Raw genomic sequence first — 14,933 nt, forward strand, 5'->3', positions numbered from 1 at the left:
CGTGACCGGGCCAGTCGCGGTTGTGGGTTCAACCCGCTGCGGTCATTCCTCGCAGGCCCACCACATGCGCGAGAAGTCGTAGTCCCAGCTCTGCATCGGCACTTCGGCGTAGCCCTGCAGGCAGGAATGGGCGGCCATGCGCTTGAGCTGCGAGAGCAGCGGGATTTCCGCCATCGTCTCGTGCAGGCGCGCCTGGATATCCTTGTAGATCGCGTTGCGCTCGCCATCGTCGACCGTTTCGCGCGACGTGTCGATCATCGCGTCAATCTCCGGGTCCTCGACCCAAGACATCGACGACCAGGTGCCGGCAGCACGCGAGTGGTACTGCACGAAGAACACCGAATCCGGCGACGGATAGGTCGGGCCGTAGAACACCTGCGCGGTGTGCGGCGTGGTCTCGATCTTGGTCGCGAGTTCGGTGATGCGGTTCCACGGCTCCGGCTGCAAGTCGACCTCGAAGCCGATGGTCTCCAGCGTCGACTTGAACAGCAGGCCGATCTCTTCCTCGAACGGCGTGTTGGCGACATAGGCGTGGCTGAGCTTGATCGGCTGCTCGCCGGCATATTTCGACTTGGCGACCTCTTCCGCCGCCTTTTCGAGGCTGTATTCCGGCGACGGCAGGTCATCGGAATGCGCTTCGCTGAACAGCGGCGACAGCACGCTCTTCATCTCGCCGCCCGGATAGATGACCTCGCGGATCGTCGCATAGTCCATCGCATAAGCGATGGCGCGGCGGATATGCACGTCGTCGGTCGGCGCGAGCTGGTTGTTGACCTTGAGATAGAAGCCGGTCGCCGTCTCCGCCTCGATCAGCTTGTAGTCGTCCAGCGCCTCGATGGCCTCGTAGGTTTCGCTGCCCTGGTATTGCGACGACATGCCGAGTTCGCCGCGCTGGGCAAGCGCCCGAACCGTCGCCTCGTCGCGGGTCACGACGAAGCGCAGTTCGTCGATCGGGCGGTCGTTGGGCCAGCCCGCGTGGTAGTCTTCGTAGCGCTGCAGGATCATCTCCGAGCCGCGCGTCCAGCCGCTGAGGTTGTAGGGTCCGGCACCGGCGCTGTTTTCGGCGAGGAAGTCCTCGGCCCATTCGCCGGACTGCTCCGACATGGCGTCGGAATTGACCACCAGGATCAGCGGCGTCACCGAGATGAACGGCGCATAGACGCGATCGATCCTGATCTCGACGGTGTGGTCGTCGACCGCCTTGACGTTGTCGGGCTGGACGAGGTCGGAGAACAGGTAGGCCGGGCCCTCGTTGAGCGCCAGAAGGCGCTGCATCGTATAGACGACGTCCTTGGCCTCGACAGGGCTGCCATCCTGGAAGGTGGCGTCGGGCTTCAGCTTGAAGGTGTAGGTCTGGTTGTCGTCGGACACTTCCCAGCTCTCGGCAAGCTGCGGCACAACCTCACCACCGCTGCTCACTGTGGTGAGCCCGTCATACAGGTTCACCGCAGCCATGTATTCGGTGTAGTCGCTGATCTTGGCCGGATCGACCGTGCCGAAGATCTGCACGACGTTGACGACAAGCGACAGCTTGTCCTGCGCGACCGCCGGAGCGGTGAGCGCGGTAGCCGCGGCGAGTGCTGCGGCGGCAAGCGCAAGTTTGATCGATTTCATGTCAGGTTCCTTTTCTCTGGTTCCAATCGGACGTCGCGTCCTTCTCAGCGGGACATTTGATGCAGCGGCACGTAGTCGTGCTCGTAACCGAAGTAGCGTGGGCCGACGAGTTCGAGGCCTTCGGGCGTCGCCCATTGCGGGTCGCAGGCAAGCCCGATCATGGTGACGGCGAGCCCGTAGCGGAGCTGTTCGGTCGTCACCGGCAGACCGCCATCGGCGTCGAGCGCGCAGATCAGGTCGGGCGTCACCGCCAGCAGCGCATCCTTGTCGTCGCGGCAGATCAGGAACTCGTTCTGGAACTCGACGCTGAAGCTGCGTCCCTCGTCTTCGTCCATGCCCTTGAATTCCGCCTTGCCACGCGCGAAGCCGCCGACCGTGCGCCGGTCGATGTCGACGACGCGCCCGGTGAACAGCCGCTTTCCATCGAGCCGTTTGACCAGCGCTTCCGCGGGGCTGCGGCTGGCCTTGCGCTCCGACGCCATGGTCTCGCCGATCTCCTTGATCAGCGACATCGAGCCGCGCAGGATGCCGTGCTTCACCTGTGCGCCGCTCATGGGATAGAGCGCGACGAGCGCTGCGCCCCCCATCTCCACCGTCTGGCAGCGGGCGAGCCGCTCCGTCCACTTGTTGGAGATGGCGTTGATGACCGAGCTGTTGCCCTTGTCGTCGGCCAGCACCATCGGCGTCGCCGAGATGCCGTGGATCGTCAGCGTCACCATCTGCAGTTCGGGAAAGGCGCGGCCCATGCCGTCGCCGTCGATCAGCGGCAGGCCGGTGGCGGCAGCGACGGCGAAGGGAATGGTCGAGTTCAGTCCGCCGGCTTCGATGCAGATCAGCGCGTCGGCCTTGCGGCCCAGGAAGGTCTCGAGCTGGCTCAGCGCCTCGCGCGCCTCATTGCCGTTCGGCAGTTTCTCGACCATCACCGTCGGGGCGCCCATCATGCATACGGGAATGCACAGCGCATCGTCGGCAAGTTCGTCGGCGTCGATGACCTCGACCGGCCCATGCTTGGCAATGACCTGCTTGGCCATCAGCTTGCCGATATAGGGATCGCCGCCGCCGCCGGTGCCCAGAAACGCCCCGCCCAGCGCAATGGCGTCCATGTCGTCGGCCGTAACGGTGAACGAACTCATGCCGTGCCTCCCTGTGCATCCGTGCTCATCGGCTTGAACAGCAGGTCGTCGAAACCGAAGCCCTTCGGACCGACGACCTCCAGCGCCTCGGGGCTGCGCAGCAGCGGGTGGCACGGGATTGCCAGCACCGCGACGCGTTGCCCGTAGCGCAGCATCTCGGTTGAGATCGCCTCGCCGCTGTCGGCGTCGAGGATGACGATCAGGTCAGGGACGATGACTTCGACCTGGCCGTTGCGCGAGAAGATTAGGAACTCGTTCTGGATGTGGACCGACGCCTCGTCGCCGTCATAGCTTTCGAACCCCTTGATGATCGCCTCGCCGCGCACGAAACCGCCGGCCAGGTGCCGCTTCAGGTCGGTGATCTTGCCGCGGAAGACGACCTTGCCATCCTCGCTGTCGCAGATCGCGGCAACCGGATCGCGATGCTCGCGCCGCGCCGCGATGACGGCGTTTCCAAGCGCGATCGCCTTTGAATAGGAGTGCGGAATCGCGAAGCGCTTGATGAACTCGCCCGACATCGGCGCGCTGGCCAGCGTCGAGGCCCCGCCCTGCGACACCACGCAGGCGCGCGCCATGCGCTCGTGCCAGAGTTCCGAGATGGCATGATCGAAGATCACCACATTGCCGTGCGGGTCGCACATGACGCTCGGCGTCGAGCGATGACCGTAGATGGCGTAGCTCGTCATCTGCATTTCCGGGAAGGCGCGGCCCATGCCGTCGCAGTCGATGACCGGCAGGCCGGCCATGGCCGCCGCGATCAGCGGTTCCATGGAGTTCTGGCCGCCAATCTCCTCGCAAGCGATGGCGTCGACGGTGATGCCCAGCCGTTCCTCCAGCGCGCGCACGCAGCGCAGGCCCTCGCGGCCTTCCTTGATGCGCTCATGCGAGACCAGCGGTGCGCCGATGCCGCCCATGGAAACGATGCGCGCGTCGTCTGGTACGCTTTCGAGCGGCATGATCTCCATGACATGGCCCTCGCGCAACGCCTGGCGCACCCGCAGCTTGCCGATATAGGGATTGCCGCCGCCGCCGGTGCCGAGGATGCCGGAACCGATCTCCAGCGCATCGACCATGGGTTCGTCGAGGCGCCACCTGCCCTGTCCGCGATCAAGCATCGTAGCCACCCATCTCTCCGACGACCTTGACGTGGATACGCGTGGCATTGCCCGGCAGATAGGCAAGCGGCACGTCCTCGCGCTCGATCGTCTCGATGGTCGAGGCATCCGCACCCGAGCGGATCGCCTTTTCGCGGGCCTCGTCCTCGGCCTGCTTGAGGCAGATTTCGCGCGTCAGCCCCTTCTCCAGCGAGAAGATGCGGTCGACCTCGCCGCTGATCTGGGCGATGGCCGCGCCGACGGCATTGGCGACGGCGAAGTTTTCCGGCCGGATGACGTCGAGATCGCCGATCCGGTCCGGCATCAGGATGGAGCCGCCGCCCACCGCGATCACGGGGATCGGGTCGGGCGACAGCCGGGTGCGCTCGATGGCGCGCTCCAGCATGCGAGTGATTTCCTCGCGCGCCGCCGTCAGGAGTGCCGGATCGAGACCCGCCACCTTTGAGGCATCGCCAACCGAAGCCTCGCCGCGCGCCACCGCGATGTCGGTCGCCGTCAGCGTATCGCCGCCGAAGACGCGCGCCTCACGGGTGATGCGGTATCCGACCGATTGCGGCCCAACGGTCACCGCGTCGGCCTTCTGGCGCACCAGTGATCCACCGCCGAGACCGATCGAGAACACATCCGGCATACGGAAATTGGTGCGCACGCCGCCGATGTCGACCACCGTCGCCGCCTGGCGCGGGAAGCCGTGCTGCAGCGAACCGATGTCGGTGGTCGTGCCGCCGATGTCGACGACGATGCCGTCGCGTACGCCGGTCAGGAAGGCGGCGCCGCGCATCGAGTTGGTCGGGCCGGATGCAAAGGTGAGCACCGGGAAGCGCTTGACCACTTCGGCCCCCATCAGCGTGCCGTCGTTCTGGGTGATGAAGAACGGGCAATCGAGTCCGGCCGACTTCAGCGCGTTGGCGAAGGCGTCGACCGTGCGCGCGCTGAGCTTGAGCAGGCTGGCGTTCATTACAGCGGCACTCTCGCGTTCGAGCAAGCCGATGCGGCCGATCTCGCTCGAAAGCACCACCGGAAGGTCGGGGCATTTGCGCAGAAGCCGCGTGCGCGCCTCTTCTTCCATCTTGGCGTTGATCGGCCCGAACACCGAGGTGATCGCCACCGCGCCGATGCGCTTGGCGTTGATGTCGTCGGCGATGCGGTCGATCTCGTCGAGGTCGAGCGCGGCCAACTCGCGGCCGTCGAACTCATAGCCGCCGCGCACGAGGTAGCCATGGCCGCCGACCGCCTCACGCAAATCGTCGGGCCAGTCGACCATCGGCGGCAGGCAGGCCGTTGCCGGCAGGCCGAGACGGATCGCCGCGACCGGGTTGATGTGCCGACGCTCGATCACCGCATTGGTGAAATGCGTCGTGCCGATCATCACATGGGTGATCTTCGCACGGTCGACGCCGGCCTTGGAGATTGCAGCCTCCATGGCTTCCAGCACGCCGGAGGTGACATCCTCCGTGGTGGACGCCTTGACGCCCGACAGCACATTGCGGCCCTGCATGATCACCGCATCGGTGTTCGTGCCGCCGACATCGATCCCTAGACGATACATTGTTCTTTTCCTGCCTTTCTGGACATGTTCAGGCCGCCGTGTCGACGAGGTAGCGCTTGCGCTCCTCGTCGCTTACTTGCGGTTTGCGTTTCTCTTCCTCGTCGCTGATCACCGGCACGGCGGCGATCAGGGCGCGGGTATAGGGGTGCTGCGGGGCCTCGAAGACCGTGCGCGGCTCGCCCGCCTCTACAATCTCGCCGCGCAGCATGATGGCGATGCGGCTGCAGAAATTGCGCATCAGCGACAGGTCGTGCGAGATGAACAGGTAGGTGAGGCCCAATTCCTCGCGCAGCCGGGTCAACAGCGCGATGACATTCTGCTGCACCGACACATCGAGCGCCGAGGTCGGCTCGTCGAGCACGATGATTTCGGGATCGGCGGCGAGCGCGCGGGCGATCGCCACGCGCTGCTTTTGGCCACCGGAGAGCTCGTGGGGGTACTGGCCCACATAATTCGCCGGCAGATCGACCAGCCGCAGCAGTTCGACGATCCGGTCGTCCAGCGCCTTGCCGCGCATCCCGGCGAACGCGAGCGGCACGCGCAGGGTCTGGCCGACGGTGCGCTTGGGGTTCAGCGAGGTGCCGGGGTTCTGATAGACGATCTGGATCTTGCGACGGAACGCGTCGCTGCCGCGCTCGTCCTCGACGGCTTTGCCGTCAACGGTCACCGAGCCTTCCGTCGCATCGATCAAACCCATGATCATCCGCGCCACGGTGGTCTTACCCGAGCCGGATTCCCCGGCCAGCCCGAACACCTCGCCGCGCCGCACGGCCAGCGTTACGTCGGAGACCGCGACATGGCGCGTCGCCTTGCCGATCAGCGGCTTCTGCTCGAACACCTTGGTGACGCTGCGCATCTCGACGATCGGCTCGGCGTCGGCCGGCTTCTGGTCCTCGACGCGGTCGCCATAAAGCGGCGGGATAGCGTCGATAAGCTGGCGCGTATAGGGCTGGCGCGGATTGGAGAATATCTCGGCCAGCCGCCCATGCTCGACGATCTCGCCATGGCGCATGACATAGACGTCGTCGGCCATCTGCCGCACGACCCCGAGATTGTGGGTAATCATCAGAAGCGACAGGCCGTTGTCGGAGACCAGCCGGTTGATCAGCTTCATGATCTCGTCCTGGGTCGTCACGTCGAGCGCGGTGCCCGGCTCGTCGGCGATCAGCAGGTCGGGCTGGTGGAGCAGCGACAGCGCGATCAGCACGCGCTGGCGCATGCCGCCTGAAAGCTGCGCCGGATAGGCCGCCACGATGCGCTGCGGGTCGTCCAGTTGCACCTTGCGCAGCACCTCGAAGATGCGCTGCCGGCGCTCCGCCGCGCTGCTGTTTTGGCTGAGTCGGCGGTCGGCGTAATACATCACGTCGTCGAGGTGGCGACCGATCTTGAACACCGGATTGAACGACGACAGCGGGTCCTGCATGATGACGGAGAAAGCAGTGCCCTTGAGGGCGTCGCGGCGGCCGCGCGGCATCGCCAGCACGTTGTCGCCACGAAACAGGATTTCACCGCTTTCGACGTCGGCATTGCGCGGCAGCGTGCCGAGGATCGCCTTGCTGGTCACCGACTTGCCGGAGCCGGTCTCGCCGATCAGCGCGACGCGCCCGCCCTGCGGGATCGACAGCGCGACGTCCTTGAGGATGTGGTGGCGCCGCCCATAGGTGTTGAAGGCGAGGTTGAGGCCGGTGACGTCGAGCAGGTTCGTCATCGTCAGACCTCCACGTCGAACATGTCGCGCAGGCCGTCGCCCAGAAGGTTGAAACCGAGCGTGGCATAGAAGATGGCGAAGCCCGGCGCGAGCACGCCCCACCACATTTCCGGCAGGAACTGGCGCCCATCCGCGACCATCGACCCGAGGTCCGGCGTCGGCGGCTTCACGCCGAGCCCGAGGAAGGACAGCGTCGCGCCGAACAGGATGACGAAGGCGGCGTCGAGCGTGGTCTTGACCGAGATGACCGAAATGCAGTTGGGCAGGATCTCGCGGGTGAGCACGTGCCAATGGCTGGCGCCGGCGAGCCTTGCGGCCTCGACGAAGTCCTCCGCCGCGATCGACTTCGACACGCGGTAGACCAGCCGCGCGTGCCAGGTCCACCACAGAAGCGTGATCGCGATCATCGCGTTGACGAGGTTGGGCTCCAGCACGTTGCCGACGGCGAGCGCCATCACCAGTGGCGGGATCGCCAGCATCACGTTGGTGAAGCCGGTGATGATGCGTTCCGTCCAGCCGCCGAAATAGCCGGCGCACAGGCCGAGCGCGGCACCCAGCGGCACCGCGACGGCCAGAACGCCGACAACCAGCAGAAGCGAGACCCGGAAGCCGTAGATCACGCGGGTGAGGATGTCGCGCCCGACCTTGTCGGTGCCGAACCAGTAGGTCAGGTCCGGCGGCGCGTGGCGGACACGGAAGTTGACGGCGGCGCCCGAATGCTCGGGATAGGGAACGATCAGCGGCGCCAGCACGGCGACGAGCACAACCGAGATCACCATCAGCGCGCCGATGATGGCGGTGGGATTGCGGGTGAAGCGGTACCACGCCATGTAGCGCGGCGTCAGCGCGGCCATCTCCTGAGTGGCTTCGACGGCCATCAGCGCGCCTCCTTCAGCCGCAGGCGCGGGTCGAGCATGAGCAGGATGATGTCGATGACGATGTTGGCGACGATGAAGAACAGGCCCGACAACAGCACCACGCCCATCACCGCGTTCAGATCCTTCTGCAGGATCGCGTTGAGGCCGTAGGAGGCGAAGCCGCCCCACGAGAACACCAGCTCGACGACGAAGGCGTTGCCGATCAACGAGGCGAATTCCAGCCCCATGATCGTCAGCGGCGCGATCGACGACAGCTTGAGCAGATAGCGGAAGACGATCACCCGGTCCGGCACGCCGAAGGATTGCAGCGTCAGCACATGGTCGCGGCGCTGGTTCTCGATCATCGCCGAGCGGGTGATGCGGGTGATCTGGCCGATGCCCGACATGGCGAGCGCGAGGGCGGGAAACAGAATGCGCTGGAAGGCGTCGGCGAAGACGTCGAACCGGCCATGCACCAGCGAGTCGATCAAGAGCAGGCCCGTGGGCGAGCGCGGCGCGGCCAGCGTGTGGTCGACGCGGCCGATGATCGGCCAGTCGGAGAGGAAATAGGCGGCGAAGAGCTGCAGGAGGATGGCGAACAGGAAACTCGGCATGGTCACGCCGACGATCGAGAAGAAGCGGCCCGTATTGTCGATCCAGCTATTGCGGTAGCGCGCGGTGATCACGCCCAGCGGAATGGCGATCAGCGCCATCATGATGACGGTCACCAGCACCAGCTCCAGCGTCGCCGGCAGAAGTGCCGCGATTTCCGTGGTGACGGGTCGGCCCGAAATCAGCGAGCGCCCGAGGTCGCCCTGCAGCGCGTTGGTGACGTAGGTGACATACTGCTCTATCAGCGGCCGGTCGAGCCCCATCTGGACGCGCATGGCGTCGACCTGCTCTTGCGAAGCGCTTGGGCCGAGCGCGATGCGCGCCGGGTCGCCGGGCACGACGCGGGCGAGGATGAAAATCATCAGCGACAGGACGACCAGCACGCCGATGAAGCCGGCGATGCGCTTTGCGAAGGTGTAGAGATAGTTCTCCTGCATCCGACACCGATTCCCCGAAATGTCGCGCCTTCAGACGGACGCGATCCCTACTCGGCTCATCTTGGGGCGGCCGGCCGCGCCGCATCAATGCGCGAGAAGTCTAGGTTTCGGCAAATCTGGTATAGGTTCCTGTCAGATCCAGCCCAGCGAGCGCGCGCCGGAGATCGCTTCCGACCGCTTGCGGCAACCCATCTTCCTGTAGATGTTGGTCAGGTGGAACTTCACCGTCACCTCCGACAGCCGGAGCTGGCGGGCGACGAATTTGTTGGTGGCGCCCTCCGCCACCAGCCGCAGCACACGCAGTTCCTGGCGGGTAAGCGGCGTGCTTTCCGCATCGCGCCGTGGCGAGAAGCCGTGCAGCTTGCGCACCGCAGCCCGCCTGTCGGCGGTGGACAGGACATGCGCGGCGATGCGCTTGTCGTCGAGGAGCGCGTCGATGATGCCGATCTCGCCGATCAGATGCGTGATGATGCCGATGCGGGCGATGTCGTCGAGCAGCTCCGACAGCAGATGGCGCGCGCGCGTCACGTCGCGATGGAGACGCGCCAGATAGGCGGCCCACAGCCGCAGCCGGCCCCGGTCGCGCTCGCCGATGTGCTCGTTGCGCAGCAGCGCCTCGACCTGGTCGCGAAGCAGCGGCCGGCGTGGCAGGTGCTGGATCAGATGGCGCAGCCACGCCATGGCGAGCTCGATCTCGATCGGGTCGACGAGGCGCGACAGGGCTTCCTCCGCCGATTCCACCCAGGTCAGGTTGATACGCGACTGCACCGCCATCAGCCGGTCGGCAGCCGACTGCCAGCGATTGGCGTTTTGCAGGAGGTCGACCTCGCGCATGGTGATGGCGAGGTTGAAGCGGCGCGAGCGCCACTCCTGGACCCGCCATTTGTCGAGAAAGCTGATCGCGGCACCCAGCCCGACCTGGCGGCTGACCACCTGCGAACAGTAGATCAGCGCCAGTTCGACCACCGTCGGCCAGATCTCGCCATAGGCGAATTTGTCGAACTCGTCGGACACGAAGCGCACGAGGTGCTCCGGCTCACCCTTCTCGTAGGCGATGACGGCGTCGAGAAGGTTGAGCAGCCGGCGGTCGGCCGGGCTGTCGAAGCGCACCTTGTCGAGCGCCTCGCGGGCTTGCGCCGCCCACCGTTCGGCCTCGCCCAGCATGCCGCGTTGCAGCGAGAAGACCACGCGATGCAGTTCGATGTAGAAGACGAGCAGGTGCGCCTGCGCCTCGCGATAATGGTGGTGCGCGCGCTTGGCCACCTCTTCCGCCTCGTTGAGCTCTTGGCGCTGCAGGCAGACCGACAGCATCGCATTGTAGAAGCTGCCGCGATGCAAATGGTCGTCGATCGGCAGTTCCGCCAGCATGTCGAACAGCAGTTCCCGAAGTTCGTTGGAAACGGCGTAGTCCTCGTAGATCGCCATCAGGAAGCGGAACTGGCGCACGGCGAGCGAGAACCCGTCGGAGTTGCGGATCACCGTTTCGAGGCTGTGCATGTCATCGCCGAAGCGCCGGACCATCAGGAAGCGGGCGTGGGTGACGTTGCCCGCCTTCAGCGCATGCATCGCCAGCGCAAGCGTCAGCGTTTCCTCGCTGTCCACCAGCTCCTTCGGGAACCGGTTGAGCACGTCGAGACAGGCGTCGTTGCCATGGAAATGGATGAAATAGATGCCGCCATTCTCCTCGAACAGCGACAGCGCGTGACTATGCGCGCCTCGCTCCTGCGCCGCGATGATCTCGGCCACCGGGTCGGCGTCGTGGTGCCGTGCGTCTGGTCCCGTCCCGGCGATGTCGCGCAGCAGCGCTGCCGCCTCGGCCGAGGCCGGGCCGAGTTCGCGCGACTCCGCGAAATAGCACACCGTGTTGGCAAGGCGCGACGCCAGCCGGAGCGCTGCGCTGCGTTCTCGGCTGGCGACGGCAATGCGGGATGCGTCGGTGACTTCCGCCGCTGCGCAAAGCCGCAGCAGAAGCCGCCTCTCGTCGTGCGGAAGCAGGCCGATCAGCTCGGCGATCATGGTCGAAAGCGGCGCGCGCATCGACAGCGGTATACCGAAGCCGCCCCGCGCGCGCAAAGACCGGGCGCCTATGGGCAAAAACCGGGGGACGGAACAGCCGAAAGCCGCATCAGCGCATACAGGCGCGGCGAAGCTGCTATGAAGGGCGCTTCCGTGATTCTCGATGTTGACGAAGTTGGCCGACACAGCCCTCGAAACCCTCAAGACCGTCTATGGCTATGATGCGTTCAGGGGCCCGCAGGCGCGCATCGTCGAGCACGTGATTGACGGCGGAAACGCCTTCGTGCTGATGCCGACCGGCGGCGGCAAGTCGCTTTGCTACCAGATTCCCGCCATCGTGCGGCCCGGCATGGGGCTCGTCGTGTCGCCGCTGCTGGCGCTGATGGCCGACCAGGTCGCAGCCTTGAAGCAGGCGGGCGTCAGGGCGGCGGCGCTCAACTCTGACTTGCCTGCCGACGAGCGGCAGGCGCTCTGGCGCAACATATTCGACGGCAATCTCGACCTGCTCTACGTGGCGCCCGAGACGCTCCTGCGCCGCGAGGTTCTGGAGCGGCTGGGACAGGCGAAGCTGTCGCTGATCGCGGTCGACGAGGCCCATTGCCTGTCGCAGTGGGGGCATGATTTCCGCCCCTCCTACCGCCAGCTTGATGTGCTGGTCGGCCAGTTTCCAGGCATCCCGCGCATGGCGCTGACGGCGACGGCCGACGAGCCGACACGCGCGGAAATCCTCTCCCATCTCGACATTGCGGAAGGCGACGCCTTCATCGCCGGCTTCGATCGTCCCAACATCCGCTATGCCATCCAGGAAAAGGACAACCCCCGCTCTCAACTGAAGGAGTTCCTGGCGCGCCACGACGGCGAGAGCGGCATCGTCTACTGCCTATCGAAGCGCAAGACGGAGGAAACCGCCGCCTGGCTGCGCGACCAGGGCCACGACGCGCTCGCCTATCACGCCGGCATGGACAAGACCGCGCGTGGAGCCAACCAACACCATTTCCAGCATGGCGAGGCGGTGATCATGGTGGCGACCATCGCCTTTGGCATGGGCATCGACAAGCCCGACGTGCGCTTCGTCGCCCATGTCGACCTGCCGGGCAGCATCGAGGCCTATTACCAGGAGACGGGACGCGCCGGGCGCGACGGCCTGCCATCCGACACCTTGATGCTGTACGGCTCGGAGGACATCGCGCTGCGCAGCCGCTTCATCGAAGAATCTGAAGCGCCCGACATCCGCAAGCGCACCGAGCGGCAGAAGCTCGACGCGCTTCTCGGGCTCGCCGAAACGGCGGGCTGCCGCCGGCAGGTGCTGCTGTCCTATTTCGGCGATCGTTGCGCGCCATGCGGCAATTGCGACACCTGCGCCCATCCGCCGGCCCTTTTCGACGGCACGGTTGCGGCGCAAAAGGCGCTCTCGTGCATCTACCGCACCGGCGAGCGTTTCGGCCAGGCGTACGTCGTCGACGTACTGCTCGGCGTCGAAAACGACCGCATCGCCCAGTTCGGTCACGACCGCATCTCTACCTTCGGCATCGGCACCGAGCACGACAACCGCACGTGGCGGGCGATCCTGCGCCAGTTGATCGCGCTGCGCCTCGTCGATGTCGATCTTGCCGGCCATGGTGGCCTTTCGATCTCGGAGACCGGCCGCGACTTCCTCCGCGACAAGCCGGAACTGATGCTGCGCGTACCGGCACCGCCGCGCGCGCGCCGCGGCAAGGTCGCGGGCTCGCCAGCGCGGTCCGCCGCCGTCGCAGAGGCGGACGAGGATCTCTTCCAGGCGCTGCGGCGCAAGCGCACGGAAATGGCACGCGCCCAGAACCTGCCGCCCTACGTCATCTTTCACGACAAGACGCTCATCGCACTGGCGGCCGCCAAGCCCGCCTCGCGTGCCGAGATGGCGGACGTTCCGGGCGTAGGCGAAGCCAAGCTCGACCGCTACGGCCCGGCGTTCCTCAAGGTGATCGCCGAGCACCCCTAAGGCTGGGACCGACTCACAGGCCAGTCGGCAACACCGCCTTGACCGCGACGTCGGGCACCAGCGCGCCTTCGCCCTCGACGCGGATGTCGGCGGCGTTGGCTTCGTCGGTGTCGATATGCATCTCGGTCACCGAATCCGCACCGACGCGGATCAGCGTCTTGCCGAATGTCAGGCCGCGTTCCTCGTCGCCGATCCTGACGTCCACCACCATGCCATCGGTGAGGCCAAGCCGCCGGGCATCCGCCGGGTTGGTGTGGATGTGGCGCGCGGCGATGATGAGCCCGTCGGTTTCAAGCTGGCCGGCGGGGCCGATCAGGCGCACCGTCGGCGTGCCGTCGAGCTTGCCGCTGTCGCGCACCGGCGCATCGATGCCGAGCGCGAAGCCATCGGTGCGCGAGATTTCGATCTGCGTTCGCTTGCGCTCCGGTCCGAGGATCGCGACGCGTTCGATCTTGCCTTTGGGCCCTTCCAGCGTCACGCGTTCGGCCGCCGCCCATTGACCGGGCTGGCGCAGCGCCACGGCGGGGGTGAGCTGGTAGCCGACGCCGAACAGGGCATCGACCGATGCGCGCGACAGATGCACGTGGCGCGCCGACACCGCGACCGGGATCGTCTCGATGGCGGGCGTGGCGGCGAGCGCGGCCGCCGTCTCGCGCGCGATCATCAATTGCTCGGCGGTTTCGGTGACGATGACGCGCACCCGCGAACCATAGGCCTGGATCTGCGGCGCGGCATGCTCGGCGAGGTCGACGGAACCATTGCGGTCATGGTCGAGGCGCAGCCCCATGAATTCGAGACCGTCGCAGATCCGCCGCCGCATCGAGGACGAATTCTCACCGATGCCGCCAGTGAACACCACGGCATCGAGCCCGCCCATCGCCGCGGCATAGGCGCCGATATATTTGCGGGTCCGATAGGCGAAGATCTCGATGGCGAGCTGGCAATCCGCCTCGCCCGCCGCGGCTCGATCCTCGATGGTACGCATGTCGGAAAAGCCGGCGAGGCCCTTCAGTCCGCTGTCAGCGTAGAGCGCGTCCTCGATCGCTGCCACCGTCAGGCCGAGCTGGCGCGACAGGAAGCCGAACAGGCCCGGATCAACGTCGCCCGAGCGGGTACCCATCACCAGCCCCTCGATCGGCGTCATGCCCATCGACGTATCCATGCTCTCGCCGCGATTGATTGCGCAGACGCTGGCGCCGTTGCCGAGATGGACGCTGACGATCTGCAGGTCGCGCAGCGGCTCGCCGATCTCTTCCGCCGCTCGTTGCGCCACGTATTTGTGCGACGTACCGTGGAAGCCGAAGCGCCGCAATCCGGCATCACGCCACGCCTTGGGCACCGCATATGTGGTCGCGCGGGGCGGGTTGGTGGCGTGAAACGCTGTGTCGAATACGGCGACCTGCGGCAGCGCGGGCCACACCTTGCGCGCCACCCGCACCGCCATCACATTGGCTGGATTGTGCAACGGCGCCAGCGGCGTCAGCGCTTCCACCGCGTCGAGGGTTGCGTCGTCGAGCACGGTCGTCCCCCGGAACCGCTCGCCGCCATGGACGATGCGGTGTCCGACCGCGTCCAACCCGCCGATGCCATGCTCGCCTAGCACACCCGGCAGCGCCTCCAGCGCCGCGGCGATGTCGCCGAACGGCGCGCGGTCGGCCAAGGTCTTTCCGCCGCTGGTAATCTTCGAGGTGCATGTCCCTTCATCGAACGTGTCGAAGCTCGCCTTAAAGACCTCCACCGCCTGCCCGGCATCGACCGCGAAGACGCCGACTTTCAGACTGGAGCTGCCGCAGTTCAAGACGAGGATCTTCACGGGCACACCTTCCTTTTGCAGCCCGTCCACAGCGTATGGGCATCCGCCGCATAGTCACTCGGGTACCGAACGCGATACAAGGCCGACGTGGCAAGTTTTAT

At 66.1% G+C, this 14,933-nt stretch carries 10 protein-coding genes; 1 reads left to right on the forward strand and 9 read right to left on the reverse strand.

Translation table 11 applies throughout. The features are described 5' to 3' along the window. Positions 1-42: 42 nt before the first annotated feature. From AAFN84_RS17355 to AAFN84_RS17390, 8 genes are all read right to left on the reverse strand, one after another. Positions 43-1,614, reverse strand: coding sequence for an ABC transporter substrate-binding protein (locus AAFN84_RS17355; protein WP_347515893.1), 1,572 nt, complete (start codon positions 1,612-1,614; stop codon positions 43-45). A gap of 44 nt (positions 1,615-1,658) precedes the next feature. Further along, a complete protein-coding gene (locus AAFN84_RS17360) occupies positions 1,659-2,747 on the reverse strand; it encodes a DUF917 domain-containing protein (RefSeq protein WP_347515894.1) in 1,089 nt (362 codons plus the stop codon). After that, a complete protein-coding gene (locus AAFN84_RS17365; protein WP_347516217.1) occupies positions 2,744-3,862 on the reverse strand; it encodes a DUF917 domain-containing protein in 1,119 nt (372 codons plus the stop codon). The genes AAFN84_RS17360 and AAFN84_RS17365 overlap by 4 nt, the downstream gene beginning before the upstream one ends. Next, positions 3,855-5,411: a hydantoinase/oxoprolinase family protein gene (locus AAFN84_RS17370; RefSeq protein WP_347515895.1), complete on the reverse strand. Its 1,557-nt coding sequence runs from the start codon at positions 5,409-5,411 to the stop codon at positions 3,855-3,857. The genes AAFN84_RS17365 and AAFN84_RS17370 overlap by 8 nt, the downstream gene beginning before the upstream one ends. Before the next feature lie 28 nt (positions 5,412-5,439). Beyond that, on the reverse strand, positions 5,440-7,119 hold the full coding sequence (locus AAFN84_RS17375; RefSeq protein ID WP_347515896.1) for an ABC transporter ATP-binding protein: 1,680 nt from the start codon (positions 7,117-7,119) through the stop codon (positions 5,440-5,442). 2 nt (positions 7,120-7,121) lie between these two features. Beyond that, positions 7,122-7,997 (reverse strand): ABC transporter permease, encoded by an 876-nt coding sequence (locus AAFN84_RS17380; protein WP_347515897.1) that lies wholly within the window; start codon positions 7,995-7,997, stop codon positions 7,122-7,124. Further along, complete coding sequence (locus tag AAFN84_RS17385; RefSeq protein WP_347515898.1) at positions 7,997-9,025, reverse strand: ABC transporter permease; 1,029 nt, start codon at positions 9,023-9,025, stop codon at positions 7,997-7,999. Before AAFN84_RS17385 ends, AAFN84_RS17380 begins: the two co-directional genes overlap by 1 nt. 132 nt (positions 9,026-9,157) lie before the next feature. Next, complete coding sequence (locus AAFN84_RS17390) at positions 9,158-11,098, reverse strand: LuxR C-terminal-related transcriptional regulator (protein WP_347515899.1); 1,941 nt, start codon at positions 11,096-11,098, stop codon at positions 9,158-9,160. Between the two features lie 106 nt (positions 11,099-11,204). On the opposite strand from AAFN84_RS17390, the gene recQ reads away from it, so the two are divergent. After that, complete coding sequence (gene recQ, locus AAFN84_RS17395; RefSeq protein WP_347515900.1) at positions 11,205-13,019, forward strand: DNA helicase RecQ; 1,815 nt, start codon at positions 11,205-11,207, stop codon at positions 13,017-13,019. 13 nt (positions 13,020-13,032) lie between these two features. On the opposite strand, the gene AAFN84_RS17400 is transcribed toward recQ, so the two are convergent. Beyond that, the gene (locus tag AAFN84_RS17400) at positions 13,033-14,832 is read right to left on the reverse strand and encodes an acetate/propionate family kinase (protein WP_347515901.1); all 1,800 of its coding nucleotides are present in this window, start codon (positions 14,830-14,832) and stop codon (positions 13,033-13,035) included. Positions 14,833-14,933: the final 101 nt, after the last annotated feature.

Origin of the sequence: Mesorhizobium sp. CAU 1741, assembly GCF_039839275.1 — a bacterium.
Taxonomy (GTDB): domain Bacteria; phylum Pseudomonadota; class Alphaproteobacteria; order Rhizobiales; family Rhizobiaceae; genus Aerobium.